This is a genomic window from Agrobacterium sp. 10MFCol1.1, from assembly GCF_000381165.1.
Taxonomy (GTDB): domain Bacteria; phylum Pseudomonadota; class Alphaproteobacteria; order Rhizobiales; family Rhizobiaceae; genus Agrobacterium; species Agrobacterium tumefaciens.
In genome coordinates this window covers 126078-151737 of record NZ_KB906073.1, presented here as the reverse complement: position 1 = coordinate 151737, position 25660 = coordinate 126078, and the positions used below count along the sequence as shown (strand labels likewise).

The window sequence follows — 25660 nt, the reverse complement described above, 5'->3', positions numbered from 1 at the left end:
ATTTTATGAGCAAATGGCCGGCTTCAAATATTCCCTTCGGGTGAAAGGCCTATATCAAATGGGATTAGCCCGTAACGCGGCTCCCATTCGTGCACCGCGACAAAATAGCCCTTGTCAGCGGGTCGCAGCACTCTAACATGCGGGCTGAATGCGCGACCGGCTCAACGGTTCGCATGGCAAAGGAGTTCTTTCATGGCTGTTCCTTTTATGCTTTTGACTGGTGCGAGCCGCGGAATAGGGCATGCCACCGTCAAGCTGTTTCAGGAAAAAGGCTGGAGAATCCTGACCGTATCGCGGCAACCCTTTTCGGAGGAATGCCGCTGGCCATCCGCGCGCGAAAGCCATATCCAGGCCGATCTGGAGGACCTGTCCCGCATCGACGATCTGGCCGACGAGGTGCGCTCGCGCCTGCCGGAAGGAAAGCTGGCCGCACTCGTCAACAATGCCGGAATCTCGCCGAAGGGCGAAGGCGGTAGCCGCCTTGGCGTTGCCGACACAACGGCGGAGATTTGGACGCGGGTGCTAAACGTCAATCTCGTCTCGACGGCGCTTCTTGCCCGTGCGCTTTTGCCGGAACTGGAGGCGGCAAAAGGCTGCATCGTCAACGTTACCTCCATTGTCGGCTCGCGGGTGCACCCTTTCGCCGGCGTCGCCTATGCCGCATCGAAGGCGGGACTTGCGGCGCTGACACGGGAGCTGGCGCATGAATTCGGGCCGCGCGGCGTGCGCGCCAATGCCATAGCGCCCGGCGAAATCAACACCGCCATCCTTTCACCCGGAACCGCTGAACTCGTGGAAGCGCAGGTCCCGCTCGGGCGGCTCGGCACCACGGCGGAGGTGGCGCAGACCATCTACTTCCTCTGCTCGGAGCAGTCGAGCTACATCAACGGCGCAGAAATTCTCATCAATGGCGGCCAGCACGTCTGACGCTTCAGCCCATCCAACCGAAACGGAGCCTTTATCCCATGACCATTCTGCCGAATTCCGTCGAGGCACGCGATATCGCCTACCAGATGCATCCAAACGTCAATCTGCGTAAATTCGAAAAGACCGGTGGTCTGGTCATCGAAAGTGGTGAAGGCATCTATGTGACCGACAGCAGCGGCAAGCGTTATATCGAGGCGATGGCAGGGCTTTGGTCTGTGGCGCTTGGCTTCGGTGAACAGCGACTGGTGGACGCTGCGACAAAGCAGATGCAGAAGCTGCCCTATTACCACACCTTCTCCTACAAGACGCACGGCCCGTCGGTCGATCTTGCCGAGTTGCTGATCGAGCTTGCGCCAGTGCCGATGTCGAAGGTTCATTTCACGTCTTCGGGATCGGAGGCGAACGATCTCGTTGCCAAGATGGTGTGGTATCGCTCCAATGCGCTGGGCAAAAAGAACAAGAAGAAGATCATTGGCCGCATCAAGGGTTATCATGGCGTGACGATTGCCTCTGCCTCGATCACCGGCCTGCCGCGCAACCATGAAAGCTTCGACCTGCCGCTGGACCGCATGCTGCATACGGCCTGCCCCTCCTATGTGCACTTCGGCAAGCAAGGTGAAAGCGAGGCGGATTTTACCGCGCGTATTCTGAAGGAACTCGAAGATCTGATCCTCAGCGAAGGCCCGGAAACCGTTGCCGCCTTCTGGGGCGAGCCGGTGATGGGTGCCGGCGGGGTTCTTCTGCCGCCTGAAGGTTATTGGGAAGGTGTGCAGGCGATCCTGAAGAAATACGACATTCTGCTTGTCGTGGACGAGGTCATCTGCGGGTTCGGCCGCACCGGCAAGATGTTCGCCTGCGAGACCTACGGCATCAAGCCGGATGTGCTTGTTGTTTCCAAGCAGATATCCTCATCCTACATGCCGCTGTCGGCGATCATCATGAATGACGGTTTTTACCAGCCGATCGCCGACGAATCCGACCGGATCGGCTCCTTCGGCCATGGTTATACCGCCTCCGGCCACCCGGTCGCGACGGCCGTCGGTCTCGAAAACCTGAAGATTATTCAGGAGCGCGATCTGGTCGGCAATGTCGCGAGGCTGGAAGGCAAGTTCCTCGATCATCTGAAAGCGCTTTCCGACCATCCGCTGGTGCATTCCTCGCGCGGCGTCGGTCTTCTTGGCGCGCTGGAGATAAAGCCGTGGGAAGGTACGAAGCCGGGCGATGCGACGCTCGTCATTGCCGCCGGCATTGAGGATGAGGGCGTGATCACTCGCCCGATCGGCGAATCGATCTGCTTCTGCCCACCGCTGATCATCACGGCCGAGCAGCTTGATGAGCTGTTCGCCGGCGTTAAGCGGGGACTGGACAAGGTTGCGGCCGCACGCGCCTGATGACTTTGCGAATGTCCCGGCCGGTTCGTCCGGCCGGGCGCCGCTGTTAGCTTGCCTTATCCCCGGTATGCCACAAGCACCGCGCCGCAGGCGATTAGCACCACACCCAGCCAGTTGGGCAGCGACAGCCGTTCCCCCAGAAACAGAACCGCGAAGACGGCGACGAACACGACACTGAGCTTGTCGATGGGGGCGACGCGGGCGGCATCGCCGATTTTCAGCGCCCGGAAGTAACATATCCAAGATGCGCCGGTCGCCAGCCCCGAAAGCACGAGAAAGGTCCAGGTACGCGCCGAAATGGTGGAGGGCTGTTGCCAGTTGCCGGTAACATAAACCATCAGGCCAGCGGCAGCGAGAATGACGATGGTGCGTATGAAGGTGGCGAAATCGGAATTGACGTTTTCGATGCCGATTTTCGCAAAAATCGCAGTCAATGCCGCAAAGGCCGCCGATAGCAGTGCCCAGAATTGCCAGGCCAGAAACAGGTTCTTCATAAGGGCCTACTCCGTTTTTCGCATTCGTTCTCGCTCGATCTGGCCTATAACATCCGCACGGCGATAAAAACCGTTTTCGACGGTTGGGAGGGCTTCAAACGATGAAAGGCCGGAGCATCGATCTGATGCGCCGGCCTTCATTCGAGAGCCTGCCCGGACGAACCGGGACAGGCTGGACCTTGGGAGGTCGTGTTATTCGGCGGGCTGAACCGCACCCGGAAGCGAATCCACATCGGCGATGCCAGTGAATTCTTCCTTGCCGCTGAGAACGCGGGCGAGCTGTTCCTGATCCAGTTCACCTTCCCAGCGGGCAACAACGATGGTCGCGACCGCATTGCCGACGAAGTTGGTGAGTGCGCGGCATTCCGACATGAAGCGGTCGATGCCGAGGATGAGCGCCATGCCGGCAACCGGAACCGACGGCACGACGGAGAGCGTTGCGGCCAACGTGATGAAGCCAGCGCCTGTGATGCCGGCAGCACCCTTGGAGGAGAGCATGGCCACGAGCAGCAGCAGGATCTGTTCGCCGAAGGAGAGGTGGATGCCGGTCGCCTGTGCGATGAACAGGGCAGCCAGCGTCATGTAGATGTTGGTGCCGTCGAGGTTGAAGGAATAACCGGTGGGGATGACGAGACCGACGACGGAGCGCTTGCAGCCCGCCTTTTCCATCTTGCTCATCAGGCCCGGCAGGGCGGCTTCCGAAGACGAGGTACCGAGAACCAGAAGCAGTTCTTCCTTGATGTAGCGGATAAGCGCGACGATCGAGAAGCCGTTATAGCGGCAGACAGCGCCGAGGACCACGAACACGAACAGTGCTGATGTGACGTAGAAGGTGCCGATCAGCATCGCGAGGTTGGTGACGGACGAGATGCCGTATTTGCCGATGGTGAATGCCATGGCGCCGAAGGCACCGATGGGGGCGGCCTTCATCAGGATCGCGACCAGCTTGAAGATCGGATACATCATGGCATGCATGAAATCGGTGACGGGCTTGCCCTTTTCGCCGACGATACCGAGCGCGATGCCGAACAGCACGGAGAAGAACAGCACCTGCAGGATATCACCGCTGGCGAATGCGCCGACGATGGTGGTCGGGATGATGTTCATCAGGAAGCCGGTGATGGTCTGCTCATGGGCCTTGTCGGCGTAGGTCGCGACGGCCTTGGCATCCAGCGTGGCCGGATCGATGTTCATGCCGGCACCCGGCTGCACAGTGTTGGCGACGATGAGGCCGACAATGAGCGCGAGGGTGGAGAACACGAGGAAGTAGATCATGGCCTTGCCGGCCACGCGTCCAACCTTCTTCATATCGTTCATGCCGGCGATGCCGGTTGCGACAGTGAGGAAGATGACGGGAGCGATGATCATCTTGACGAGACGGATAAAGCCGTCGCCGAGCGGCTTCAGCTGTTCGCCAAAGGCCGGATAGAAATGGCCAAGCGCGATACCGGCGATAATGGCGACCAGAACCTGGAAATACAGGTGCTTGTAGAATGGCTGCTTGGCGTGGCCTGCCGCCACGGTTGTTGTATCGATCATGTTTTTTCCTCCTCGGCCTCACCCTGCCTTAATTGGCCTCCCGGGATCGCCGTGTCGTTGACGGCTTCGCGCCGATTGAGGAGTCATGTGCAATACGCATGCCAGACTTGCTTATTTGGTGTAACTGGCTGATTTAAAAAGTACTTTTTATTGACGCCGTATCAGCTCGCCGATGTATGTGCGGATATCCGGACAAAACCTCTTGCGGTCTGTGTGTAAATCCGCACAATTGTCGCATGACCCAAGAAGATCAGGCCTCTCATTCCCAGGCACGACGGCGCGCTCAATGGCTGGCGTTGGCGGGCTTGTGGCTGCTCGTCAGCCTGGGAGTTCTGTTGGTTGCCGATGACTTTGCGCGAAACCAGGCAATACGCACCGCCGCGTCCGAGGCCTCCACCGATGCCGAACTCAAGATCGCGCTTCTGAATGTTGCGCTGGAGCGGCCGCGCGCCATTCCGCTGGTTCTGTCCGGCGACCCCGACCTTGCGATTGCGCTGGATGGCGGTGGCGCGCCTGCCATTGACCGGCTGAACCGCAAGCTGGAGGGGCTGATCGAAGGCACGCAGTCCTCTGTCATCTATGTGACCGGACCGACCGGCTTGACAATTGCCTCCAGTAACTGGCGACAGGCCGACAGCTTCGTCGGCTCCAATTATGCCTTCCGCGAGTATTTTCAGGCGGCGATGAATACCGGCATGTCCGAACATTATGCGCTTGGCAATGTCAGCCGCCGGCCGGGCCTTTATATCTCGCGCCGCATCGATGCCGCAGACGGTCGGCCGCTCGGCGTCGTCATCGCCAAGGTGGAGTTCAACCGTCTGGAGGCGGATTGGAACATCGGCGGCAAACCGGTCTATGTGGTTGACAGGAACGGCGTCGTGCTGATGACGAGCGTGCCGGATTGGCGCTTCAAGACCGTAGCGCTGATTGACGAGGCGCGACGCAAAGCCATTTCCGAAAGCCTGCAATTCGGTAACGAGGCGCTTACAACGCTGCCGTTCCGGATGGCGCGACTCTCGAGCGACGGCGTTCCGCTTATCCGTGTCGATGACCCGGCAAGTGAGCGCGGCGATTATCTGCGGTTGGAAACGCCGGTGCCGACGACCTCATGGACCCTGCATTATCTGCAACCGGTGGCACCGGCGCTGAACGCCGCCATTCGCGAGGGCAGGGTGGTGGCGCTGGCAACGCTGATGCCGCTGATGGCGCTTTCGGCTCTGTGGCTGTGGCGCAGGCACAAGGCGCTGAGGGAAAAGGAAGAGGAGCAGCGCGCCCGCACCGAGCTGGAAATGAAGGTGCAGGAGCGCACCCGTGATCTGACAAGGACCCGCGACCATCTTCAGGCGGAAATTGCCCTGCACGAAAAGACGACAGGTGAATTGCGCAACGTGCAGCACGAGCTGGTGCAGGCCAACCGTCTCTCCATTCTAGGGCAGGTGGCGGCGGGCGTTGCCCACGAAATCAACCAGCCGGTAGCGACGATCCGCGCCTTTGCCGACAATGCCCGCACCCTGCTGAAACGCGACCGCATGGCGGAGGCCAACGAAAATCTCGAAAACATCGCGGCATTGACCGATCGCATCGGCACGATTACCGGCGACCTGAAGATATTGGCGCGCAAGGGCCGCACCGCTGCCGAACCGGTCAGTCTCAAGCTGGTCATCGAAGGCGCGGTGATGCTGTTGCGCAGTCGTTTTTCCGGACAGATGGATGCACTTGATATCGTGTTGCCGGATCAGGACCTGAAGGTGCTTGGCAGCCGCATCCGGCTCGAGCAAATTCTCATCAACCTTCTGCAAAACGCACTGGAAGCCACTGAAGCGATTGATGCGGCGCGTGTCGAGGTGCGGGTGCGCGAGGAAGGGGACATGGTCTTGCTTTCGGTCAGCGACAATGGGACCGGCATTCCCGAAGCGATCCGCGCCCAGCTTTTTTCGCCCTTTAATACATCTAAGGAAAGCGGCCTAGGCCTTGGTCTCGTCATCTCCAACGATATCGCCTCCGACTATGGCGGGCGGATTGAGGTAACGAGCAGCGAGGCAGGCACGTCTTTTTCCGTATATCTGAAGCGAGCATAACATGATGGCAGGTGGAACCATATTTCTGGTGGATGACGACTCCCAGCTGCGCAAGGCGATGGTGCAGACGTTGGAACTCGACGGATTGCCCGTTACCTCCTTTTCCCGCGCCGAACAGGCACTTGCGGCGCTCAACGAGGATTTCGACGGCGTCGTCATCACCGATGTGCGCATGCCCGGCATGACCGGGCTTGAGTTCTTCGACCATGTCCGCAAGATCGATGCCGATCTGCCGGTTATCCTCATCACCGGCCACGGTGATGTGCCGATGGCGGTCGATGCCCTTCACAACGGCGCCTATGATTTCATCGCCAAACCATTCCCCGCCGAACGCATGGTTGAAAGCGCCCGCCGCGCACTGGAAAAGCGCCGCCTCGTGCTGGAAAACCGCGCGCTTCGCCGGGCGAGTGCTCAAGCCGAGGACGATTTACCTCTGATTGGCCAGACGCCCGCCATGGAACGCCTGCGCACCACGCTCCGGCACATTGCTGATACGGATGTAGACGTGCTGGTGGCAGGTGAGACGGGCAGCGGCAAGGAAGTGGTGGCAACGGCGCTGCATCGCTGGAGCAAGAAGCGATCCAGGGGCAATTTTGTGGCACTGAATTGCGGGGCGCTGCCGGAAACGGTGATCGAAAGCGAGCTTTTCGGCCATGAGCCGGGTGCTTTCACCGGTGCGCAGAAAAAACGCGTTGGTCGCATCGAACATTCAAGCGGCGGCACGCTGTTTCTCGACGAGATCGAAAGTATGCCGCTTGCCGTACAGGTGAAGATGTTGCGCGTTCTGGAAATGCGCGAGGTCTCGCCACTCGGTTCAAATGAGGAGCGACCGGTCGATATTCGCGTGGTGGCGGCGGCGAAGGTGGATCTCGGCGACCCGGCCGAGCGTGGCACGTTTCGCGAGGACCTATATTACCGGCTGAATGTGGTGACGCTGTCGATACCGCCGCTGCGCGAGCGCAAGGCGGATATTCCGCTGCTGTTTTCGCACTTCGTCACCAAGGCCGCCAACCGGTTCAACATGCCGGTACCGCAGATCAGCGCCGGCGTTTCCCGCCGCCTTAACGACTACGACTGGCCGGGCAATGTGCGCGAACTCGGGCATTTCGCTGAAAGGGTAGTATTGGGGCTGGAGATGGATGCGGCCACCACGACTGTTTCGCAATCGAGCATTCCGGCTTCCGGCACCCTGCCGGAGCGAATGGATGAAATAGAAGCGCAGATCATTCGCGAAACGCTTGTGCAATCTAATGGCGACGTGGCCGAAACCATTGCGATACTCGGCATTGCCCGCAAGACCTTTTACGACAAGCTGCAACGTCACGGCATCAACCGGGCGGATTATGTGAAAAACGGCGCTGCTTGAGGTGCCGCAGGATCTGGGGTGACACTTAATGAAAAGCCGCGGACGTTTCCGTCCGCGGCCTGATTATTAACAGCGATAACTGCGCAGACGTTATCCCAGATCAACCCGCTACGCAGAAATGACGCTGGCCGTCATTGCCGACATAGGTGCCGGAGCGGCCGTTGAAGCTGCGATAACGTTGCGAGCAATAATCGTACCAGGCATTCGTCCACGGCTCGATGGTGCGGTAGGTACGGCGTTGCTGGTAGTAGCCGGAATTATTGTCATAGACCGGTTGGGCACGGTAAACCGGTGCCGGACGATAGACAGGCTGCGGCTGTGGCTGATAATAGCGGTAGTCCGGCTCTTCGTACACATAGCTCGGTTCATAGCGACGCGGCGGGTCGATATAGACTCGCTCGTCGTCTACCGGTGCCGGGCGGGAAAGGGCTGAGCCAACGGCGACACCGGCGGCAAGGCCAAGCACGCCACCCAGAATGGCGGCATCGCGACGGTCGCGGCGGCCCCAGTCATCGGCGGATGCGCTGTTGAAGGGCACGATGGTGGCGGCGGCGACGGCGATAGCCAGAACGGTTTTAGCTGCAAAGGACGACATAATCTTCTTCCATCCGGATGGCAGGGCGCTGCCAGTTGCAAATTCGATGGTTAAAGAAATATAGCGCGCCTGCTGAACGGGCGCTGAATGAATTGTGGCGGCTGGCGACAGCTCGCAATTCCTGTTTGCGCAAGCCGCGCTTCGCGCTAGAACTCAAGTTCAAACAGGACAATTCCATGAGCCTTGCCCATATAACCGTCAATTCCGATTCATCCCACGAAGACCGTGCCCAGGCTATTCGAGATACGCTGCGCGACGCCATTGTCGACCGACGGCTTGCCCCGGGAACGAAGCTGTCGGAATCGGAAGTGGGAACGCTGTTCGATGTCAGCCGCACGGTGGTGCGGGCGGCTCTTCAGATGCTGGCTTACGAAGGACTGGTCAAGGCCGAGCGCAACCGCGGCGCTTTTGTCTCCAATCCCACACCGGACGAAGCGCGGCAGGTTTTTGCTTCGCGCCGGCTGATCGAGCCCGGCGTTCTGGACGCCGCAATCGAAAAGATCACGCCTGCGGCGGTGAAGCAGCTGAGAGAGCATCTGGTTCAGGAAAGCCGCCACCAGCATGAGCGCGGCCCGCACGCCAGGCGCGCGGAAATCAAGGCATCAGGCGATTTCCACCTGATGCTGGCCTCGCTTGCCGGCAATGCCATCCTCGAAAAATTCATGGACGAACTGGTCGCCCGCTCGTCGCTGGTTATCGCGCTCTACGGGCGCTCGGGCGTTTCAAGCTGCGGCCACAACGATCATGCCGACCTGCTCGATGCACTGGAGGCGAAGGATGCGGCAAAGGCCCGTGCCTTGATGCTGCAGCACCTCGATCACATCGAGGCCGATCTCGACCTTCGCATGAAGGAAGGATTGGCGCTGAAGGATGCACTGGCACTTTGAGCGGCCACCATCCCCGCCCTTCAGGCGGGGATAAGCGCCGCCCTGTCGCACTTCAGGCTGCGTAACGGCTGAGTGCCAGATCGTGCGTGTCTATCTCGGGCTTGTTCCCGCTGATGAGATCGGCAAGCACACGGGCCGAGCCGCAGGACATGGTCCAGCCAAGCGTACCGTGGCCGGTGTTGAGATAAAGATTGCTGTAGCGGGTGGTGCCGATAACAGGCGTGCCATCCGGCGTCATCGGGCGCAGGCCGCACCAGAATTTCGCCTGGCTCTGGTCACCTGCGCCGCCGAACAGGTCTTCCACCGAATGGGCCAGAGTTTCCTGTCTTGCTGCGGGCAGATCCTTGCTGAAACCGGCGATTTCCGCCATGCCACCGGCGCGGATGCGCGAGCCGAGCCGGGTGATTGCCACCTTGAACGTTTCGTCCATCACGGTCGAAACGGGCGCGCGTTCCTCCTTCACGATCGGAACCGTGATGGAGTAGCCCTTGACCGGGTAAACCGGCAGGGTAAGGCCGAGCTGGCGGACGAATTGCGGGGAATAGCTGCCCAGTGCGGCGACGAAAATATCGGCTTCCACCAGCCCCTTGGTGGTCTCCACGGCCTTGATACGGCCTGCCTCGACGATGGGGCGCATGATGCCGGTATCGTAGATGAAGGTGACTCCCGCCTCTTCAGCCATGCGCGCAAGTTCGGTGGTGAACATGAAGCAGTCGCCGGTTTCATCACCGGGCAGGCGCAGTCCGCCGACGATCTTTTCCCTGGAAGGAGAAAGGCCGGGCTCGATGGCGGCGCAGCCTTCGCGGTCGAGAATTTCGAAAGGCACGCCACCTGCCGTCAGCACGTCCACATCCTTGCCGATGGCGTCGAACTGCTTCTGGGTGCGGAAAACCTCCAGTGTGCCCTGCATGCGCTGGTCGTATTCTATCCCGGTTTCGTCGCGCAGCGCCATCAGGCAATCGCGGCTATATTCGGCAATGCGCACCATGCGGCTCTTGTTGATGGCATAACGCGCCGATGTGCAATTGCGCAGCATCTGGCTCATCCAGCGCCACGCCGCCGGATCGGCGGTCGGGCGGATGATGAGCGGGGCATGCTTCATGAACAGCCATTTCATGGCCTTCATCGGAATGCCGGGCGCGGCCCATGGCGAGGAATAGCCGGGGGAAACCTCGCCGGCATTGGCAAAGCTGGTTTCAAGTGCTGCCGCCGGCTGGCGGTCGATCACCGTCACCTTGTGTCCGGCTTTGGCCAGATACCAGGCGGAGGTCACGCCGACGACGCCGGCTCCGAGGATAGTGACGTTCATGATCGTCTCACTTATGGCTGACAGATGTTGAAGCGACGGCCGGGTTTTCGCCCGGCTGAATATAATTGCGGCGGTAACGGCGTCCGAGGCCGGTCAGGATTTCATAGGCGATCGTGCCCGCATCCTCGGCAATGTCTTCCAGCGTCTGGTCAGGCCCGATCATCTGCACGAAGCTGCCTTGCGTCAATGTTCCCAAGGGCAGGGCGGATATATCGAGAATGATGCTGTCCATTGAAACGCGACCAGCAATGGGTAGGCGAACGCCATTATACCATGCCGCACCGCGATTGCTGAGCGATCGCGGCAGGCCATCGGCATAACCAGCCGCGATCGTCGCAAGCCGCGTCGGCCCGGCCGCTTCGAAAGAGCCGCCATAACCGACCAGCGATCCGGCGGGAACGTCGCGGGTTTGAATAACGGCGACATCAAGCCGGACAACCGGTTTCATCGGGTTGGGACGGGTAACTGAGGGCGCGCCGCCATAAAGCGCGATGCCGGGGCGTAGCAGGGAGTTGTGATAGTCGTTGCCCAGAAAGATGCCGCCGGAATTGGAAAAGCAGACGGATACATCAGGAAAAGCGACAGCGGCTTTTCGCATCACAGAGAGTTGGGCGGCATTGGAGAGGTGATCCGGTTCGTCGGCGCAGGCGAGGTGGCTCATCACGAGGGCGATGTCGATACCATCAAGCAGTTGCGGCCGGGAGGCGAGGACTTCAAGCTCCTCGGGAGAGAGGCCGAGACGGCACATGCCGGTATCGATCTGCACTGCGGCGGGTAACGTCTTGCCAAGATTTTTGGCGTGGGCCGCCCATTGGGCGATCTGCTCGAGCGAATTCAGAACCGGTGTGACGGCCATGGCTGCGCAGGAGGTTTCGTTACCGGGCTGAAGCCCGTTGAGGACGAAAATCCGCGCTTCCGCTGAAAGACGCAGCCGGAGCGCCAGCGCTTCATCGATATGGGCGACGAAGAAATTCCGGCAGCCCGCTTCAAACAGCACCTGCGAGACGATATCCGCGCCGAGTCCGTATGCGTCAGCCTTGACGACCGCTGCCGTCTGCGATGTGGGCGCCATTGCCGCAAGTGCGAGATAATTATCGCGCAATGCGCCAAGATCGATGGTCAGATGGCCGCTTGCACCACCCGCTGCCTGCTGGCGGCTGATCTGCATGTCCATGGTCGTTCACCCTCATTTTTATCATATGAGAGTATTGCAACGATTGTCGAATTTCTTGGCTATTGTTCGAATAAGATGCGATAAAAATGCAATCTACGCAACTTTCATTGTCGTATTGGAATTTTCTATGTCGTCACTCGACGCGACCGACCGCCACATCATCCGCCTGCTCCGGCTCAATGCCCGCATCAGCAATGCGAAACTTGCTGCGGAAGTCGGCCTTTCGGCCTCTGCCTGCCTTCGCCGGGTCGATATTCTGGAACGGGAGGGTATCATCCGGGGCTATACGGCGCTGACCAGCGGCCTTGCCGGCGGCGAGGTGATCTCGGTCATCGTGCAGATCACGCTTGATCGCCAGACGGAGGATTTTCTCAACAGGTTTGAGAACGCGGTGCGGCGTTATCCAGAAATCCGCGAATGTTACCTGATGACGGGCGGGTCGGATTATTTCCTGCGATGTGAGGCGGAAAGTGCGGGCGATTTCGAGCGCATCCATAAGGAGATTCTGTCGAAGCTGCCGGGTGTTTCGCGGATTCATTCGAGTTTTGCGATCAGGAATGTGCTGGCGACGCCGAAGGCGCGGTGAAGGCGGATGCGCAGAGCGTGCGGCTCACCCCCTCTGTCCTGCCGGACATCTCCCCCTCAAGGGGGGAGATCGGGTGAGGTTTTCGCCTCGGTCCCCATTAACGTCGGTATCGCGATCTCGTTCGCCAACTAAAACGCCCGGGGCAGGCCACTTGTCGATCTCCCCCCTTGAGGGGGAGATGTCCGGCAGGACAGAGGGGGGTAAGCCCTACGCTCCACTCTAACCTTCACCCCCACCACCGATAAAAATGATGCACCGGTCCTCGACCCTGACCGACGGCAAGCTCCCGGCCAGCATCAAGCGCTCCATTCAGATAGTCCTTCGCAAGACCAACCGCCTCCGCCAGGTTATGCCCCATGGCCAGATGCGCGGTAATCGCCGCCGCCAGCGTGCAGCCGGTCCCATGGTCGTTTTTCGTGTCCACTCGCGTAGCGGAAAGCGCCTGCACGGTGCCGTCTGCAAACAGATAATCCGTACTCTGCGGCCCGTCGCCATGGCCGCCCTTGATGAGCACGGCTTTCGCGCCCACCTTCAGGATCATCTCGGCCTGACGGGTGATCTCCGCCTCGGTGTCTGCAATAGGTAAGCCGGTGAGAAGCGCTGCTTCAGGCAGATTCGGCGTGACGATGGTGGCGAGCGGCAGCAGGTCGCGCCGCAATGTCTCGATCGCATCCGCATGCAATAGACGGTCGCCGGAGGTCGCAACCATCACGGGGTCGAGCACCACCGGTTGGGGCTGCTGCCGAAGCCTTGCAGCTATGGCCGCGATGGTTTCGATCCGCGATACCATGCCGATCTTCACCGCATTGACGGCAAGATCGGAAAAAACCGCATCCATCTGCGCGACGATGGTGGCGACGGAAATATCCTCCACTGCCGTCACACCTTTGGTGTTCTGGGCGGTGATGGCGGTGATGACGCTGGCGGCATAGGCGCCGAGTGCCGAGAAAGTCTTGATGTCGGCCTGAATGCCCGCGCCGCCGCCGCTGTCTGAGCCGGCGATGGTCAATGCGATTGCTGTCATGACTGTCTCGCTTTCAGCGCTGCATCGACTGCCGCGCGGAAGTCCCTGGTTGTGCTGGCAATATCGCCTGCGCGGAAGATTGCAGAAATGACGGCAACACCATCCGCACCGGCAGCGATGACGTTCGGCACGCGGGCAAGATCGATACCGGCGATGGCGCCCACCGGCATGCCCGGCCGCAATTCGCGGAGCAGAGTGCGGAGCGTCGTAAAGCCGTCAAGGCCGACAGGCTTGTCTGGATTGACCTTGGAAACGGTTTCGAACACGCCACCAATGCAGGCGTAATCGGCGGGCTTGGAGGCCGCCCGCTCGCCATCGGCGCGGTTCTTGACGGTGAGGCCGATGATCGCCTTATCTCCAAGGATGCGTCTGGCGGTTTTGGCATCCATATCATCGGCGCCGAGATGCACCCCGTCCGCGCCAGAGGCGAGCGCCACATCCACCCGGTCGTTGATGACCAGCGGCACGCCCGTGCCGGCAATAGCTTCGCGAATGGCGCTGGCGTTTTCGATCATCTCCCGCGTGGAGGCGTGTTTGTCGCGATATTGCAGAATGGTCGCGCCGTTGAGTGCGGCCGCCAGAGCAAGCTCGCCCAACGGCGCAACATCGCCGAGGCTCGCATCGACCAGCGCGTTGAGACGGTAATCAACCTTGTTCATGCTCAATCCTCGCATGGTTTATTATGTCTTCGCCGGAAATTTCTGAAAGCACATCCAGAAATGCCGGCTCGAATGTGCCGGGGCCTTTGGCGTTTTTCGCTGCCAGTTCGGCTGCGACACCCGTGATGGCGAGGGCGGCGGCGGCGGCCGTCAGTGCGTCTTTTTCCACCGCCATGAAGGCGGCGATGACGCCACCCGATAGGCAACCCGTGCCTGTCACCTTCGCCATCCACGGGTGACCGTTGACGATTCTGACGCTCCTTGTGGCATCGCGCAGGTTATCGACAGGTCCGGTCTCTATCCTGATGGCGTTCGGAACAGCACCGATCAGGCTCATCTCAGCGCTGTTGCCGCGCACGATGGTGGGTCCAAGCGAGATCAGGTCACGCGCGAACGCCAGTCGCGATGGCGAATAGTCGCAATGCACGGGGTCCAGAATCCACGGCTTGCCAGCCGCGCGGGCGATCTCGACGGCAAATCGAATGACTTTGCGCCGGTCGGCGTCGAGCGTGCCGAGATTGATCGTTACCGCATCGGCTTTCGTGACGAAAGCACCGATTTCTTCGAGTGAGGTTGTCATCGAGGGGATGCCGCCGACGACGGTAATGCCATCCGCGGTGAATTTCTGTACCACGGTGTTCATCAGGCAATGCACGCGCGGGCGCGTCTGCCTTACCCTTTCGAGGATCTCTGCGGCCTTCGCCGCAGTCGGAAAACTGTTTGCCATGGTTATTGCAACTCCACGGCAATGTCTTCCGCCGCCGGCGCCTGCTTGATCAGTTGCATGTCCTGCATGAAGGTGCCGAAGCGTGTGTAGCGGGTGCGATCGAGTGCGGCTGGACGTTTGGCGAAACGCGGCAGCGTATCGAAAAACGCCTGTTTGTTCAGCGCGTCGTCAAGGTTCGGATAGGCCTTGATGAAAAGCTGCCAGGATTCTTGCGGGTGGTTGGTGATGAAAATCGCCGCCTGCTCAACGGCCGAGAGAAAACGCGGCAGGCGGCTATCTTTCACGAGATCTAGATGGGTGACGAAGATGAGCTCGTCATAGGCGGGCACGCCATGTTCCTCGGGGAAGAACGAGCGGCCTTCGTGGCCCTCAAGCTTCATCTGCGTCAGTTCGAAATTGCGGAAACCGCCAAGCGTGGCATCGACCTTGCCGGCGATCAGGGACGGCGAGAGTGAGAAATTGACGTTGACCAGTTCAACATCGTCCTTTGTCAGTCCCTCCTTCTCCAGCATGCGCTTCAGCATCGCATCCTCGAAGCCGGAAACGGAGAAGCCGACCTTCTTGCCCTTCAGGTCCTTCAGGCTCTTGATTGGACCATCGGCCAGAACGGTGACGGTGTTCAGCGGGGTTTCCACCAGCGTGCCGAAACGGACGAGCGGCAGCCCTGCATCGTGGTCGAGATAGAGGTTCGGCTGGTAGTGTACACCGATATCGGCCTGCTTTGCCGAGACCAGACGCGGTACGGCGGATGGGTCTGCGGGCGGGATCAACTCGACCTCCAGCCCTGCATCGGCGAAAAGGCCGCGTTCCTTGGCAATCACCATCGGGGCATGGTCCGGGTTCAGGAACCATTCCAGCAATACGGTAAGCTTGTCGGCCGCCTGCGATTGCGCGGGCGAAAGCACGCTTGCTGCCGCGACGACGAGGGAAAGAAGAGTTCGTTTCATGGTGCCGAAAGTCTCCGCAAATGTTTGAAAGGAATGACGTGGTCTGTTTCTTTGGCCCAGGGGGCGAGGTTGGCCGTTGCCCGGTCGACGACAAGCCGCAGCAGCACCGCAATGACGGCGAGGATGGTCATGGCGGCGAACATTGTGTCGGTCTGCATGCGGGCATTGGACTGGATCATGACAAAACCGAGCCCGGCGGAGGCGCCCACCCATTCGCCAATGACCGCGCCGAGCGGGGCGAGCGGAGCTGCGACCCTCAGCCCGGAAATGAGTGAGGGAAGCGCCAGCGGCACACGCAGCCGGATTAGGATTTGCCAGTGGCTCGCCTCCGTCAGCGAGGCGGCATCGAGGATTGTCCGATCCGTGCGGTTGAGGCCGTCGGTGAAGGCTGAAGCGACGGGGAAAAAGATGATGATCGCCGTCATGACAACTTTCGAGGCCATGCCGAAACCGAACCAGAGTACGAGAATAGGGGCCAGCACGAAGACCGGAAATGCCTGCAACACGAGAACCATGGGCCAGACGAGGCGGCCAAAACGCGGGACGGCGGCAATCGTAAAGGCAACGAGAATGCCGGCGGCAATGCCAGCCGCAAGCCCGACAGCCATTTCACCTGATGTCACCATGGCCTGTCCGAACAGGAAGGCTGGCTGGCGCAGGAGTGCTGCGGTAACATTGGCCGGCGAGGGCAGGATGTAGCGGGGCGGTGCAAACAGCCAGATGCCCAGCTGCCAGACAATCAGAATAAGAACGACGCCCTTCAGCGCATGGGAGGCACGCATCGGCCGGGGCTCAGACGCAGCCGTACCGTATACGAAGGGAAGGATGTTTCATCATCATCGTTCGGTCTCCAGCTGTGGCGATCACGGAGATCCGGGCAAAGCGGAGAAGAGAAAGGGCAGTAACGCAAAGGCGCTACAGTTTCCGTTCCTACGCCGGCATGACCCGGATCAGGTTCAAGGGTCCGGCTCATCGCCATCTCAGCACCGTCAGGTGCTCCCCTCGGAAGAGACTGTTTTGCTAGGAGGGTTTTGAAGTAATGTCAACGTTGAAAGTTAACGAGAATATTGGCGAATTTGCCGCGAACATATTAGTTGTTTATTATATTAAGTTTATCAAAAATTAGTTATTTATTGAAACCGCTTTTCAATTCCGCTGTATTAGCTTCAGCTCCCAGATTGGTTGGGGGCGAACTTGAAAAACTTCTGGCAAGAGAAATCTGGAAATTTTGGCATTCTGACCGCGCTGCTCATGGTGCCTCTGTGCGGGGCTGCCGGTGTGGCGCTCGATATTACGCGCGGCATGTCGGTCAAAGCCGATCTGCAGCAGGCGGCGGATTCCGCGGCTCTGGCGGCAGTCGCCGATATGTCCGCAAGTGTTCAGGCGGCAAAGAAGATGTCGGGGGACGGTGTCATTCCCGTCGGCAATGAAGAAGCCCGGGCATTCTTCGATGGCAATCAGCGCGGCGACGCGGACTACACCATTACCTCTGTCGATGTCTCGGTGATCAAGCACGGCAATGTGGTCGAGTCGTCCGTCAGCTTCAAGGCGTCGGTCAGCACGACCCTCTCAGGGCTTCTGGGGAAGGATTTCGTTTCGGTTGCCGGCACGGCCACGGCCAAATACGAAACGGAAACCTTCAGCGATTTCTATCTTCTGCTTGATAATACGCCCTCCATGGGAGTGGGCGCGACACCCACGGATGTTGCCACCCTGGTTGCGAACACTGGCGATAAATGCGCTTTTGCCTGTCACATCGTGAAGGACGGCGTGGCAGACCCGAACAGCTATTACTTCAAGGCCAAGAAACTCGGGGTTACGACGCGTATCGACGTGGTTGCCAAGGCAACCGCCAGCCTGATGGACACGGCAAAGTCCACGCGCAAAAGCAGCAATCAATATCGCATGGCCGTCTATACCTTCGGGGAACGGGCGGAAGATACCAAGCTGCTTGAGGTCGTTTCGCTAACCTCGGATCTGGACGCAGCAAAGAAAAAAGCTGGTGAAATCAACCTGATGTCAATCCCCTATCAGGGATACAACAACGACCAGCAAACAGATTTCGACCGGGCACTGATCCAGATTGGAGATAAGGTCGGCAGTTCGGGCACGGGCGCAAGCTCGGCAAATCCGGATAAGGTTATTTTCTTTGTTTCAGACGGGGTGGGCGACAGTTACAAGCCGTCCTCCTGTACTAAAAAACTGACGGGAGGCCGCTGTCAGGAGCCGATCGACATCAAAGACTGTACGAAATTGAAGGAAAAGGGTTTTCGTATCGCGGTGCTTTATACCACCTATCTGCCGCTGCCGACGAATGACTGGTATAATAGCTGGATCAAGCCCTTTCAGGCGGAAATCGGCTCACGCATGCAGAGCTGCGCTTCCCCGGGCCTGTACTTCGAAGTCAGCCCGTCCCAGGGCATCAGCGACGCGATGACGGCATTGTTCAAGAAAGCCATTACATCACCACGCCTGACGGGCTGATGGCCTTTTAGCGAGGCCTGTTAAAGCATCGGTTGAACGCCGCAATATCTGCGGCGTTTTTTGGAAATGGCCGGAAGGTGATGCTTCAAGCGATATTGCGAAGCTGTTCAAATAACGCAGTAAAGGGCGTTTCAGCGCGGTGGAACACAGCCGGCTGGCCTATCGGAGCCTCCACGGTGATCTCGTGCCCGCCAAAATACCGCGCGCCACTCCAAAGATGCATCCATTCCCCATCGCCCGGAAGGTAAAGCGTGCGCTGCGTCTCCCCCGCCTTCCACACTGGTGCGACCAGCATGTCGGCCCCATAGAGATAGCTGTCCTGAATGGCATAGGTCTGCCGGTCGTTCTCGTGATGCAGGAAAAGCGGGCGCTGTACCGGCAGGCCGGTTTTGGCTGCTTCAGTGGAGAGCGATTTCAGATAGGGGGCGAGTGCGACATAGATTGCCGTCATGCGGGCAAAATGGCCAAGAACGGTCTCGTCCTGATCGATCTGGAGATTGTCGCGCGGGCGATTGCCCTCATGGGTTCGCATGACAGGAGTAAAGGCTGCCATCTCCGTCCAGCGCATGATGAGTTCCGGGGTTCTGACATTGCCGAACAGGCTGGTATAACCGCCAATGTCGGAATGGTGATAGGCATTGCCGAGAAGACCGGAGGACAGCGCACCGCATATGACGGTGACGAGACCGTCATGGCGGGAGAAATCGACGGACTGGTCGCCGCCCCACAGCAGCGGGCAGTGGGCTTGCACACCGGTAAAGCCCGCCCGCATGAAGAACAGCGCTTCGCCGGTTTTGCCACGGCTTTCAACAGCCTTGGCGTTGACCTCTGCCCAGAGCGTCGGCCAGGTATTGTGCATCAGCTTGGCGTCGATGCCGTTCGATAGCGTGATGTCGATCGGCAGATATTCGCCGAAATCGGCCATCCAGCCAGAAAGGCCGAAATCCAGCATGTTCTTGCCGATGATCTCTTCGGAAAACCACTCGGCTGCGGCCGGATTGGTGAAATCGACCACGCCACAATCGAACTCGCCGAAATCCACGAGCGCCGTCTTGCCGTCCGCGCCGGTGGCGAAATAACCGGCCGCCTCCGCCTCCGGAAAAAGCGGGCCGTCGACGCAGAGATAGGGGTTCACGTATCCCAGAAAACGAATGCCCTGATCGGCAAGCTCGGCGATCTTCTGACGCAAATGCGGATAACGCGCCTCATTGGCCTGCCAGTCCCAGAAGAGCCGGGCGCCGAATGATGTCTGGCGAAGCCCCACCCAGTCCTCGCACCACAGGCCGGAGACCTTGGTTCCGGCAGCGCGGATTTTTTCCAGCCGGGCAAAGGAGTTGGCGCCATCCTTTAACCCGATGATCGCGCCGCCATAGACCCACTCCGGCAGTTCCGGCTGGCGTCCGAACCGCAGCGAGAGGGCGGAAACGATATCGGTGAAACGATCGCCGGTGAAAAACTCGATCCTTTCGGGGATCGCCCAGATCTCGACTTCGTGGAAATCTTCGTTGCGGAAATCGAAGACCGAATAGGCGCTGGTTTCCACATGCAGCGCATATTTGCGCGACGACAGATAGGTCGGCTGCGGGTAATTGGTGTTGTAATAATCGCCACCCGCCTTGCCGCTGACGTCAGCCTTGAAGGTGATTTCAGCGGTCTTGTCGCGGCCGACACCGGGTTCGGAGGTCCAGAGCGGAAAGCGGCGGCCGCGCATGTCGAAATAGGACATCTGTTCGCCACCGCCCCAGACATGTTCGTCCTCATCTGCGACGATCCGCAGCCACAGCCGATTGATGGTTTCATCCAGCGCCGTGACCCTGATGGCATTTCCATCCAGCGCCAGATGAAGGCGCGCGGCCTGCCCGGGTGCGGAAGACAGCGTAACGCTGTCGCCACTGACTTCGGCGTGGCGGAGCGCAGTTCGTTCGATGACATAGTCCTCGATATCGAAATTGCCGCGATACATATCCATCCGCTCCTTGCCCAAACCGGCGAAGAAAGCCGGGTTCTCAGGCGAATGAGAAAGAATGGTGTGGCTGCCAATCGCAAGCGTGAAGCCGTCTCTGGTCTTTTCGAATTGCATGACTGTACCTGTTTAACCCTTGAGACCGCCGGCGGTGAGACCGGAGACGACGCGTTCCTGAAAGATGACGATCAGGATCGCAACCGGGACGATGCCGACCACCAGCGCCGCCGAGATGACGGGCCAGGGGAAAGCGAACTCACCCTGGTAAAGCTGGATGCCGACCGGCAGCGTGCGCAGTGCCGGATTGGAATTGAAGGAGAGCGCCAGCAGGAATTCGTCCCAGGCGTTCACGAAAGCGAGAATACCGGCGGTGAAGACACCCGGCGCGCATAGCGGCACGACAACCTTGAACAGCGCACCGATGCGGGTGCAGCCATCAATCATGGCGGCGTTTTCCAGATCGCGCGGGATGCTTTCGAAGAAGGACACCAGCATCAGCGTGCAGACCGGCAGGGAGAGCACGGTGTAAGGCAGTATAAGAGCGGTCCAGCTATTGAGCAGGTTGAGCGCACGCATGATCTCGAACAGAGGCACCAGCAGCGTTACCAGCGGGAATGTGGAAACGGCGATGATGAGCGAGAGGATCAGCGCCCGGTACTTGAGATCGAGCCGCGCCAGCGCATAGGCTGCCAGCACCGAAATCAGAATTGTGAGGGCCGTGGAAAGCAGCGCGACCATGAAGCTGTTGAACAGGAAGAGGTGCAGCGGCTGGTCGGAAAAGGCCTGCATGTAATTGGCGAGTGTGGGCGCATGCGGAAACCATGTGATCGGTTTCACCGTCAGTTCCGCTTCGGTTTTCAGCGAGGTGAACAGGATCCATATTGCCGGAAACAGGCCGTTGACCAGCAATATGGAGGCCGCAATGAAGCGCAGCGGCTTGCCGGAGAAGAAGGAGGACAGACCGGAGGAGGTCGCAACGGTGCTCATAGGATCAGTCCTTCGTCCTGATAATGCGGAGATAAACGGCGGTGACGCACATGGAGAGCGCAAACATCATGACCGCCAGTGCCGAACCGTAACCGAGATCGAGGAAGGAAACGGTGTTCTGGTGAATGTACATGGCGAGCGTCGTGGTTGATGTGCCGGGGCCGCCGCCGGTCATCATGTATGGAATATCAAAGGTCTGCAGCGCCGTAATCGTACGGAAGATGAGAGCAACGACGATCGAGGGCTTTAGGAGCGGCAGCGTGATCTCGAAGAACTGCCTGAGCTTGCCGGCGCCATCCACATCGGCGGCTTCATAAAGCGAGCGCGGAATGGTTTGCAGCCCTGCAAGGATCATCAGTGCCATGAAGGAGGAGGTCTTCCAGATGATGGTCAGGCAGATGGCCGCAAAGGCCCAGTTCGGGGAGTTGAACCAGATGATGCCTTCAAAGCCCAGCCGGTTCAGCACATCGTTGACCACGCCGTATTCGTAGTGGAAAAACCACGCGAAGATGAGGCCGGCGAACGACAGAGGCAGCGCCCAGGGGATGAGCAGCGACAGGCGCATCGGCCATTGCATCGAAAACGGCAGGTTGGCGAGGAGCGCAAGGCCCAGGCCCATGAACAGCGCTCCCGGCACCGTTATCAGCGTTATCAGCACCGTATTCCAGGTCGTTTCCCAGAAAATCGGATCATCGAGCATCGCCGTGTAGTTTTCAAAGCCGATGAATTCCGCCGGCAGACCTGATGTCAGCGAAAGGCTGAAAAACGAGGTGTAGACGAGACGCGCCACCGGATAGACGATGATAAGGGAAAGAAGAATGGCTGCAGGCGCCAGCAAAAGCACGGCAAGCGACCGGTCACCGAGATCGAGCCACCGCGTCCAGCGCGGCTGCGGTTTCTCGTCCACCCTGACCATTGTTCTCTCCGGCATCGTCACGTCTGCCACTCCCGCAACTGAATTCACGTCATCGTCTCCCGATCAGACCGGTTAAGTCCCGGCCCGTTTATCGCGCCGTTCAGGCGATTTTCACTGGTTCGGCCAAACGGGCCGGCAACGGCATGTCCTGCATGCCGCCCCCGGCCACAGGGCTTAGCGCAATACGCGGCGCAGACGGCTTTCCATCTGCTTTGCGCCGTCTTCCGGCGACATCACGCCCGCAAGCACGCCATTGACGGTGGTGCGGATCGTTTCGCTGACCTCGTTGTAACGCGGTGTTACCGGACGGGCCTTTGCCGTTTCAACAACCGGAAGAGCATCCGCAAACCAAGGGATGGACTTGGTCACATCAGCATCCTTGTAGAGCGAGGCATAGGTGGGCAGCAGCGCGGCATTGATGGCCATGAACTTCGAAACATCCTGGCTGGACAGATATTCCACCAGTTTCTTGGCTTCGTCCTGCTGCTTGGAATAGGCGGAAACGCCGAATTCCCAGCCGCCGAGGCACGTCGTCTGCTCTCCGCCCTTGACGGCCGGCAACCGGGCGACGCCAACCTTGTCGTTGACTTGGGATTCCTTGCCCTGAAAATGGGTCCAGGCGTAGGACCAGTTGACGGCGAAGAGAACCTTGCCCGCCTGGAATTCCTTGCGCGTGTCGTCGGTCGCCACTTCGGAAATGTTCTTCTTGGAAATGCCTTCGTCGACGAAGCTCTTCCAGAGCTTCAGCGAATCCACGGCCGCCTGATTGTCAAAATTCAGCTTGCCGTTTTGAACCAGCGACTTGCCTTCGCTCCAGTAGGGCAGCAGGAACGTGCATACCGCACCTTCGATGGCCTTACCCTGGAAGGAGAGGCCCTGAAGTTCGGGGTTCTTTTCGCCCTCCATCACCTTTTTTGAGGCTTCCTTAAGCTCATCCCAGGTGGTCGGCGGCTGGATGCCGTATTTGTCCAGCAAGTCCTTGCGATAGTAGAGGAACATGGAATCGGCGAACGCCGGCAGCGCCACGATCTTGCCGTTCACGGTGTTTGCTTCTGCATAGGTCGGCAGGTAGGCGGACAAGTCCTTGCCGGAGAAATCGCTGGTCCAGCCAGCGGTTGCGAACTGTGCGGGACGGATGACATCGAGCATCAGCACGTCGAGGCTCGAATCCTTGGCAGACATGACGGTGTTGAGATATTGCGCCTGCATTTCGGAGGTATTGCCGCCGGTCTCGATCACGACTTTCACGCCTGGCGTCTTCGCCTCATATTGATCGAGCGCCTTGCGCCACACGTCGGGTTGATGCTGGCTGGAAACGAAGATTTTGAGTTCGGCGTCGGCAAAGGCCTGTCCCGAAAAGCTGAGCATCGTTGCGCAGAGCGCCGCTCCCGTAAGGGCTTTGAATTTCATGTTTTCCTCCCGTTATTGAAATCTTGAAGCCGGGCCGGTGGCGGCCCGATCCTGTCACTGAATGGAGCGTTCCGTCGTCACGTCGAACAGGTGCACCTTCGATGGGTCGAGGCCGATCTTCAGTTCCTCATTCGGAGCCGGTTTCATCTCTGGCGGCATTCTCGCCGTCAGCGCCGCATCACCGAGGGTGAAATGCACCAGCGTATCCGACCCCAAAGGCTCCACCACCTGCACCTTGACGGAGAGCTGTGTGTCAAATCCCCCGGCGGGACCGAAATGTTCAGGGCGAATGCCGACGATGACCTCCCGTCCATCGAGCGCCGTTTCACGGGACGGTCTGATTGCTGCCAGTGGAAGAGAGTTGCCGTCCGTAAATGTCAGCCTGTCGCCGGTCACTCTGGCGCGGGCGAAATTCATGGCAGGCGCACCGACGAAACCGCCGACGAACACGCTTTCCGGACGGTTATAGACCTCGTCCGGCGTGCCCACCTGCTCGATATCGCCGCCGCGCAGAATGACGATGCGGTCAGCCAGCGTCATCGCCTCCACCTGATCATGCGTCACGTAGATGATGGTGGTGCCCAGCTGCTGGTGCAGGCGCTTGATTTCCGTGCGAACCTGTCCGCGCAGTTTTGCGTCGAGGTTGGAAAGCGGCTCGTCGAACAGAAACACCTGCGGGCGGCGCACGATGGCGCGACCCATGGCCACGCGCTGGCGCTGGCCGCCGGAAAGCTGGCCCGGACGACGGTCCAGCAGATGGCTGATGCCCAGCATATTCGCTGCCTCATCAATGCTGGCATTGGCCTGCGAGGCGCTTACACCACGTACCTTCAGGCTGAAACCCATGTTTTCACGCACCGTCTTGTGCGGGTAAAGCGCGTAGTCCTGAAACACCATGGCGATGTCACGCTCGCGCGGCGGCAGTTTGTTGACAACGCGGTCGCCGATCATCACCTCACCGCCGCTGATGCTTTCCAGCCCGGCGACCATGCGCAACGTCGTGGATTTTCCGCAGCCGGAGGGGCCGACGAAAACCACGAATTCACCATCGTTGATTTCAAGGTCGATACCCTTGACGATGCGCAGGGCACCGTAACTCTTGTCCAGCTTGCGCAGGCTGACTGAAGCCATCTTTTCCTCCTCACGTCCGGGGCGTCCAAAATCGGATGAACGCAAACCCGGCATCAACCTTCAAATCCACGCATCGCTTTTCGAAAAAATCATCCCGATCGTCCGGCGATATCGTGGGACGGCCAAACGCCTGTCTCCCTAGGCCCGCGATATTACCTTTCGTCAAAAGGAAATCAATAGTGTATCAATTTTATTTCTGACAGAAATCAAAAACCGGCTAAGCTTTGATTTGTAGAAATATTTCAGCGAAAATCCCTGCGTGGCAGGTCTCGGCTTCCTTGCCTGTGGTCAATTTTCTCTGTCCATGTGCATCACGCGAATTTCGTGCGTTTTCAACGTATGCGTGAAACGTACCGTGCGACGGTGTGATCGAACCATGTCCATGAGACTTCAGCCACGGCTCCGTCCTGACCCTGGCTCAGGCGAAGGACACGCGGCACCGACGCGCCGGGTTTCTGGCCGAATTGTGCAGGCGCCCATTCTGGCACTTCCCCGAGGTCGATGCGGTCTTCTGCCTTCGATATCCAGAGATTGAGGCGGGTGCGATAATAGAGATAGAGCGATTCCGACAGGTTCTCGATGGTAATCGTATCGACATAGGAACCGTCGAGCCAGATCTCCTCGATTGCCGCCGCTTTCCCCGCGATACGCCTCAGGCGGCGGATGCGGTGGCCTTCCGGCGATGTGCCAAAGTCGGGCAGGGTGGATGGCTTGGCAAGGCGGGCAACATCCACCACCTCCGCCGTTGGCAGGCCACCGCCCTCGATCATCTCCAGCCGGAAGAAGGCATAAACGCTCTGGGGATCGCTGACCGCGCGGATATAATTGCCGGAACCCTGCACACGCTCCAGCAGTCCACGCTCCTGCAACTCCGCAAGCGCCTTGCGAAGCGTGCCGACAGCAATGCCGAGATCGGCTGCCATATCCCTTTCGGGAGCAAGCTTTTCACCATCTGTCAGACGGCCCGCAGCGACTTCGCGCACCAGCATTTCGGCGATCTGCAGATACATAGGCAGGCTGCCGCCCGTGTGTTTCATGATGCTATCCCCTCCGCAAAACAAAAATT

The 25660-nt window shown here is 59.4% G+C and carries 23 protein-coding genes and 1 riboswitch; of the genes, 7 read left to right on the top strand and 16 right to left on the bottom strand.

Annotation, left to right across the window (positions count from 1 at the left end; translation table 11 throughout):
* Positions 1-192: 192 nt before the first annotated feature.
* The gene (locus F617_RS0105415; protein WP_003510849.1) at positions 193-927 is read left to right on the top strand and encodes an SDR family NAD(P)-dependent oxidoreductase; all 735 of its coding nucleotides are present in this window, start codon (positions 193-195) and stop codon (positions 925-927) included.
* A gap of 38 nt (positions 928-965) precedes the next feature.
* A complete protein-coding gene (locus tag F617_RS0105410) occupies positions 966-2318 on the top strand; it encodes an aspartate aminotransferase family protein (protein WP_019564661.1) in 1353 nt (450 codons plus the stop codon).
* Between the two features lie 56 nt (positions 2319-2374).
* Here the strand turns inward: F617_RS0105410 and F617_RS0105405 are convergent, their stop codons facing one another.
* Together F617_RS0105405 and F617_RS0105400 are read right to left on the bottom strand one after the other, a co-directional pair.
* The gene (locus F617_RS0105405; RefSeq protein WP_019564660.1) at positions 2375-2812 is read right to left on the bottom strand and encodes an EamA family transporter; all 438 of its coding nucleotides are present in this window, start codon (positions 2810-2812) and stop codon (positions 2375-2377) included.
* 192 nt (positions 2813-3004) lie between these two features.
* The gene (locus F617_RS0105400; RefSeq protein ID WP_013761559.1) at positions 3005-4351 is read right to left on the bottom strand and encodes a dicarboxylate/amino acid:cation symporter; all 1347 of its coding nucleotides are present in this window, start codon (positions 4349-4351) and stop codon (positions 3005-3007) included.
* 236 nt (positions 4352-4587) lie between these two features.
* On the opposite strand from F617_RS0105400, the gene F617_RS0105395 reads away from it, so the two are divergent.
* Both F617_RS0105395 and F617_RS0105390 read left to right on the top strand, forming a co-directional pair.
* Entirely contained in the window at positions 4588-6429 is a 1842-nt protein-coding gene (locus F617_RS0105395; RefSeq protein ID WP_019564659.1) for a sensor histidine kinase, read from the top strand.
* Position 6430: 1 nt separating this feature from the next.
* Positions 6431-7795 carry a sigma-54 dependent transcriptional regulator gene (locus F617_RS0105390; RefSeq protein ID WP_019564658.1) on the top strand — a complete coding sequence of 455 codons (1365 nt, stop codon included), beginning with the start codon at positions 6431-6433 and terminating at the stop codon, positions 7793-7795.
* A 100-nt stretch (positions 7796-7895) separates the two neighbouring features.
* Here F617_RS0105390 and F617_RS0105385 read toward each other — a convergent pair whose 3' ends face one another.
* Entirely contained in the window at positions 7896-8390 is a 495-nt protein-coding gene (locus F617_RS0105385) for a BA14K family protein (protein WP_019564657.1), read from the bottom strand.
* 176 nt (positions 8391-8566) lie between these two features.
* On the opposite strand from F617_RS0105385, the gene F617_RS0105380 reads away from it, so the two are divergent.
* Entirely contained in the window at positions 8567-9277 is a 711-nt protein-coding gene (locus F617_RS0105380; RefSeq protein ID WP_025595694.1) for a GntR family transcriptional regulator, read from the top strand.
* A 52-nt stretch (positions 9278-9329) separates the two neighbouring features.
* Here the strand turns inward: F617_RS0105380 and F617_RS0105375 are convergent, their stop codons facing one another.
* Both F617_RS0105375 and alr read right to left on the bottom strand, forming a co-directional pair.
* A complete protein-coding gene (locus F617_RS0105375; protein ID WP_019564655.1) occupies positions 9330-10586 on the bottom strand; it encodes a D-amino acid dehydrogenase in 1257 nt (418 codons plus the stop codon).
* Between the two features lie 7 nt (positions 10587-10593).
* Complete coding sequence (gene alr, locus F617_RS0105370) at positions 10594-11760, bottom strand: alanine racemase (protein ID WP_019564654.1); 1167 nt, start codon at positions 11758-11760, stop codon at positions 10594-10596.
* A gap of 127 nt (positions 11761-11887) precedes the next feature.
* Here alr and F617_RS0105365 point away from each other — a divergent pair, with 127 nt between their 5' ends.
* Positions 11888-12346, top strand: a complete 459-nt coding sequence (locus F617_RS0105365; RefSeq protein ID WP_003500727.1) for an Lrp/AsnC family transcriptional regulator — start codon at positions 11888-11890, stop codon at positions 12344-12346.
* A gap of 226 nt (positions 12347-12572) precedes the next feature.
* Here the strand turns inward: F617_RS0105365 and thiD are convergent, their stop codons facing one another.
* The 5 genes from thiD to F617_RS0105340 are packed head-to-tail and all read right to left on the bottom strand — an operon-like array spanning position 12573 to position 16485.
* Positions 12573-13370, bottom strand: coding sequence for a bifunctional hydroxymethylpyrimidine kinase/phosphomethylpyrimidine kinase (thiD, locus tag F617_RS0105360; protein ID WP_019564653.1), 798 nt, complete (start codon positions 13368-13370; stop codon positions 12573-12575).
* Entirely contained in the window at positions 13367-14029 is a 663-nt protein-coding gene (thiE, locus tag F617_RS0105355; RefSeq protein WP_019564652.1) for a thiamine phosphate synthase, read from the bottom strand. The genes thiD and thiE overlap by 4 nt, the downstream gene beginning before the upstream one ends.
* Entirely contained in the window at positions 14016-14756 is a 741-nt protein-coding gene (locus F617_RS0105350; protein ID WP_019564651.1) for a hydroxyethylthiazole kinase, read from the bottom strand. The genes thiE and F617_RS0105350 overlap by 14 nt, the downstream gene beginning before the upstream one ends.
* Before the next feature lie 2 nt (positions 14757-14758).
* A complete protein-coding gene (locus tag F617_RS0105345; protein ID WP_019564650.1) occupies positions 14759-15703 on the bottom strand; it encodes an ABC transporter substrate-binding protein in 945 nt (314 codons plus the stop codon).
* Entirely contained in the window at positions 15700-16485 is a 786-nt protein-coding gene (locus F617_RS0105340) for an ABC transporter permease (protein ID WP_019564649.1), read from the bottom strand. The genes F617_RS0105345 and F617_RS0105340 overlap by 4 nt, the downstream gene beginning before the upstream one ends.
* 128 nt (positions 16486-16613) lie before the next feature.
* Positions 16614-16716: riboswitch (TPP riboswitch) on the bottom strand.
* Positions 16717-16897: 181 nt separating this feature from the next.
* Here F617_RS0105340 and F617_RS0105335 point away from each other — a divergent pair.
* Positions 16898-18187, top strand: coding sequence for a TadE/TadG family type IV pilus assembly protein (locus tag F617_RS0105335; protein WP_019564648.1), 1290 nt, complete (start codon positions 16898-16900; stop codon positions 18185-18187).
* 85 nt (positions 18188-18272) lie between these two features.
* On the opposite strand, the gene F617_RS0105330 is transcribed toward F617_RS0105335, so the two are convergent.
* From F617_RS0105330 to F617_RS0105305, 6 genes are all read right to left on the bottom strand, one after another.
* Positions 18273-20267, bottom strand: a complete 1995-nt coding sequence (locus F617_RS0105330) for an alpha-glucosidase (RefSeq protein WP_019564647.1) — start codon at positions 20265-20267, stop codon at positions 18273-18275.
* Between the two features lie 12 nt (positions 20268-20279).
* Positions 20280-21137, bottom strand: a complete 858-nt coding sequence (locus F617_RS0105325; protein WP_003500737.1) for a carbohydrate ABC transporter permease — start codon at positions 21135-21137, stop codon at positions 20280-20282.
* 4 nt (positions 21138-21141) lie between these two features.
* The gene (locus F617_RS0105320) at positions 21142-22053 is read right to left on the bottom strand and encodes a carbohydrate ABC transporter permease (protein ID WP_003510821.1); all 912 of its coding nucleotides are present in this window, start codon (positions 22051-22053) and stop codon (positions 21142-21144) included.
* A 174-nt stretch (positions 22054-22227) separates the two neighbouring features.
* A complete protein-coding gene (locus tag F617_RS0105315) occupies positions 22228-23463 on the bottom strand; it encodes an ABC transporter substrate-binding protein (RefSeq protein WP_013761547.1) in 1236 nt (411 codons plus the stop codon).
* A gap of 54 nt (positions 23464-23517) precedes the next feature.
* Positions 23518-24594, bottom strand: coding sequence for an ABC transporter ATP-binding protein (locus F617_RS0105310; RefSeq protein ID WP_003510819.1), 1077 nt, complete (start codon positions 24592-24594; stop codon positions 23518-23520).
* A gap of 332 nt (positions 24595-24926) precedes the next feature.
* Positions 24927-25631, bottom strand: coding sequence for a GntR family transcriptional regulator (locus tag F617_RS0105305; RefSeq protein WP_026330679.1), 705 nt, complete (start codon positions 25629-25631; stop codon positions 24927-24929).
* Between the last annotated feature and the right edge of the window lie 29 nt (positions 25632-25660).

Coding starts and splice junctions, on each gene's coding strand:
- F617_RS0105380 (WP_025595694.1), top strand. CDS start 8,567: ATGAGCCTTGCCCATATAACCGTCAATTCCGATTCATCCCACGAAGAC.
- F617_RS0105310 (WP_003510819.1), bottom strand. CDS start 24,594: ATGGCTTCAGTCAGCCTGCGCAAGCTGGACAAGAGTTACGGTGCCCTG.
- F617_RS0105410 (WP_019564661.1), top strand. CDS start 966: ATGACCATTCTGCCGAATTCCGTCGAGGCACGCGATATCGCCTACCAG.
- F617_RS0105415 (WP_003510849.1), top strand. CDS start 193: ATGGCTGTTCCTTTTATGCTTTTGACTGGTGCGAGCCGCGGAATAGGG.
- F617_RS0105345 (WP_019564650.1), bottom strand. CDS start 15,703: ATGAAACGAACTCTTCTTTCCCTCGTCGTCGCGGCAGCAAGCGTGCTT.
- F617_RS0105315 (WP_013761547.1), bottom strand. CDS start 23,463: ATGAAATTCAAAGCCCTTACGGGAGCGGCGCTCTGCGCAACGATGCTC.
- F617_RS0105305 (WP_026330679.1), bottom strand. CDS start 25,631: ATGAAACACACGGGCGGCAGCCTGCCTATGTATCTGCAGATCGCCGAA.
- F617_RS0105385 (WP_019564657.1), bottom strand. CDS start 8,390: ATGTCGTCCTTTGCAGCTAAAACCGTTCTGGCTATCGCCGTCGCCGCC.
- alr (WP_019564654.1), bottom strand. CDS start 11,760: ATGGACATGCAGATCAGCCGCCAGCAGGCAGCGGGTGGTGCAAGCGGC.
- F617_RS0105395 (WP_019564659.1), top strand. CDS start 4,588: ATGACCCAAGAAGATCAGGCCTCTCATTCCCAGGCACGACGGCGCGCT.
- F617_RS0105365 (WP_003500727.1), top strand. CDS start 11,888: ATGTCGTCACTCGACGCGACCGACCGCCACATCATCCGCCTGCTCCGG.
- F617_RS0105340 (WP_019564649.1), bottom strand. CDS start 16,485: ATGCGTGCCTCCCATGCGCTGAAGGGCGTCGTTCTTATTCTGATTGTC.
- F617_RS0105330 (WP_019564647.1), bottom strand. CDS start 20,267: ATGCAATTCGAAAAGACCAGAGACGGCTTCACGCTTGCGATTGGCAGC.
- thiE (WP_019564652.1), bottom strand. CDS start 14,029: ATGAACAAGGTTGATTACCGTCTCAACGCGCTGGTCGATGCGAGCCTC.
- F617_RS0105405 (WP_019564660.1), bottom strand. CDS start 2,812: ATGAAGAACCTGTTTCTGGCCTGGCAATTCTGGGCACTGCTATCGGCG.
- F617_RS0105400 (WP_013761559.1), bottom strand. CDS start 4,351: ATGATCGATACAACAACCGTGGCGGCAGGCCACGCCAAGCAGCCATTC.
- F617_RS0105325 (WP_003500737.1), bottom strand. CDS start 21,137: ATGAGCACCGTTGCGACCTCCTCCGGTCTGTCCTCCTTCTTCTCCGGC.
- F617_RS0105320 (WP_003510821.1), bottom strand. CDS start 22,053: ATGGTCAGGGTGGACGAGAAACCGCAGCCGCGCTGGACGCGGTGGCTC.
- F617_RS0105390 (WP_019564658.1), top strand. CDS start 6,431: ATGATGGCAGGTGGAACCATATTTCTGGTGGATGACGACTCCCAGCTG.
- F617_RS0105375 (WP_019564655.1), bottom strand. CDS start 10,586: ATGAACGTCACTATCCTCGGAGCCGGCGTCGTCGGCGTGACCTCCGCC.
- thiD (WP_019564653.1), bottom strand. CDS start 13,370: ATGACAGCAATCGCATTGACCATCGCCGGCTCAGACAGCGGCGGCGGC.
- F617_RS0105350 (WP_019564651.1), bottom strand. CDS start 14,756: ATGGCAAACAGTTTTCCGACTGCGGCGAAGGCCGCAGAGATCCTCGAA.